This window comes from Streptomyces sp. BE303, assembly GCF_036290945.1.
Taxonomy (GTDB): Bacteria; Actinomycetota; Actinomycetes; order Streptomycetales; family Streptomycetaceae; genus Kitasatospora.
Genome location: NZ_JAQYWZ010000466.1, coordinates 1 through 2,581 on the forward strand (window position 1 = coordinate 1; position 2,581 = coordinate 2,581).

The following is a 2,581-nucleotide window of genomic DNA, read 5'->3' on the forward strand; positions in this document are numbered from 1 at the left end:
GTCCACCAGGGCCTTGACCTTGGTGTCCTGGCCGATCCAGTAGGGCATCGACCAGAACGTGACGGTGGTGGGCCCGGCGGACTCCGACGACCCGCCGCCGGAGGCGCAGGCCGAGGCGGCGAGGGCGAACGCGGACGCCAGTGAGACGGCGGCGGCGAGTCTGCGGCGCAGTGGTGCCATGAGGGGGTCTCCTCGTGCGGGGCTGCGGGCGGGTTCGGCCGCGCCGGGTGGGTGCAGGGGGGAGGTCGGATCGGTGTCACGGTCCGGGCTCAGGACGGTGCGCAGAACCCGTGCCGTAACACTTGGGGCTACAGCTTTAACGTATTCGATATACGAAATGAACACCAGTGGTGTTGCCGTTTCGTGTTCTTGGCGAGACCGCATCCTCGTCGGCCGAACCGGCCTCTCGCCGTCCCCTCGCGTCGGCGCTCCGACCGGTTGCGGTCGGCCGCAAGGCGTGGACAGGGGCGCCTGCCACTCCTCTGTCATCTGATGGAATGTCAGGCCCACTGTTCGATGGCCATTGCGTCGAATGTTGTGAGCGTTGGCCCACCGGCTCCGCCGAAGGGTCCTGCGTCGGCAAGGTCGTGATGCCGGGGACAGGCTGGGCCGGTCGGGGTAGGGCCCCTTGAGGGGCATGGGCAAAACCGGCTCGACGCCCCATGCCAGGGGTGCCGGCACGGCGCACGGCGTCGCACCGGGCCGCGATGCGGCCCGGTCCGGCGCCAGACGATTGCTGGATGCGGACTCTCCCGCCGCGGAATCATCTGGGGACGACGACCTCGGCCGGGTCGAGTGATGTCGGCGACCTGGCGGATCCGCCCCCGCATAAGGCGGGTCGGCGTGCTGTACGCGATCCGGATCGTCGGGCAGCTTCATGGCCGGGCTCCCTTCCGCTGTTGCGGATGGGGACGACGACCGACCGACCGCGAGGTGGCTCACCGGAGGGGGAGCGCTCCGTCGCGCCTCGCGAGGCGCTGATCATGGAAGGGGCTTTCGGTGGCTCGGCGCCTGTCCGGGGATTCCCGGCGAGACGCCGGATGATCCCGCCATACGGCGGTGATGTGCCTCGGCAGCATCAGAATCCGGGTACATCCGGCTGTCATGAGGAACCGGACCGACAGGCGGACCCGGCATGCGTCGCCGGAGAAGACCCAGGGCCCCGGAATCAGCAGAAGTCGGTGCTTGCCGTCGAGCACGGCGCGGACGAGTGCGGCGAACTGGGGCCGGACCCGGTGGCCCCGGGAGGACGGGTGGGCTCGGTCGAGGTAGAACACCGGAGCCGGAAGGCCGAGCCGAGCGGCGAGGCGCTTGAGCATTTTGCGGCCCCCGGATGCTGCCGTCGGGTTCCGCGGATGACTGCACAGATACGCGGCCGGTCGCAGTCCGGGGGAGATGTCAGGTATGCGCATGTACTGACTCCACGGGCTTCGAGGAGGCGCCCGGCCCGGGGACGGACCTGGCAGTGCGGGCTGGGCGGCAGGCCGACATGGTCGGAGAGAAGGCGCGAAAGGGGGCCGACCTGACGCCGCCCGGATCGGGGAGGGCCATGAGGGCGAGCGCCTTGCCTGCTGTTGGAGGCCGGTTCGGTAGCGCCATGAGTGCTCGGGAGGGAGTGGCCGTGTTGCCCGAATGTCGGCAACGAGTGGCACGAGTACGCGCAACTTGTGGTCTGCGCGCCCCTGCACTCAACGCGTCTGCGGCCGTCAGCTGTGCTGTGCAGAATACCCGCCAGGCCCGGGCGTTCAAGATGCGGATGCCCAAGATGCCAAGCGCGATGAGCCGGTGGTGAGGCTGGGCCATCAGTAGGCGCTGGGGTCTCGGTGACAACCTCGGGGGAAGCCGGGCAGAGCAACCCCAGGATGTGCCCGGCCTCTAGTGACAGGCGCCTGCGGCTGCGGGCCGTCGCACCGTCTATCGCGAGGTCGAAGGGCGCCGGGGAAGACGTCCGGCGAACCCTGGCCAAATGTTCGTATATCGAATAACCTCTTCGTGGAAGTGCCTCCGCGTGATCCGCCACCTCGGGCGGTGTGCCCATCACGGCCTCAGCGGCAGTGGTGCAAGATCCCCGCTCGCGTCGACAGTGAAGGAGCCGATGCCATGCTTCGCAACGGCCTGGAACCCTGGCACCTTGTAGTCGTGATCCTCGTGATCTTGCTGCTCTTCGGTTCGAAGAAGCTTCCAGATGCGGCACGGGGGCTCGGTAAGTCTTTGCGCATCCTCAAGGCCGAAACGAGAGCCTTGCACGAGGATGATCCGGCCGACGCTACCTCCGACACCGCCACGGATGCCGTAACGCCCATCCTCCCGACGCTGGATTCCCAAGCCACGCCCAATCACGTCACACGAACCCACAGCAGCTCCTCAACGGCCTGATCGCAGACCATCTCGGCGACGGGTGAATCGAGGTTCTGGATCAATTTCCGGGCTCTGTCGCCGATTGAGTGGACGTTAAGTCCGCTTTCTCTCGGTTCATGATCGCTCGTTCGTGTGAACGTCGGCCGTACTGGCGTGCCAGTCGGGGTTCGGGTGATGTTCTGCGGCGCATGGACAGACGGGCGTATCCGAGCGACTTATCGGA

The 2,581-nt window shown here is 67.5% G+C and carries 1 protein-coding gene and 1 pseudogene; one reads left to right on the top strand and one right to left on the bottom strand.

Going from position 1 to position 2,581, the window contains the following annotated elements; all coding sequences use genetic code 11:
• A pseudogene (locus tag PUR56_RS08910) lies at positions 1-180 on the bottom strand (hypothetical protein); the annotation flags it as partial.
• A gap of 1,920 nt (positions 181-2,100) precedes the next feature.
• Here PUR56_RS08910 and tatA point away from each other — a divergent pair.
• Entirely contained in the window at positions 2,101-2,376 is a 276-nt protein-coding gene (tatA, locus tag PUR56_RS08915; protein ID WP_329874807.1) for a Sec-independent protein translocase subunit TatA, read from the top strand.
• The last annotated feature ends 205 nt before the right edge of the window (positions 2,377-2,581 follow it).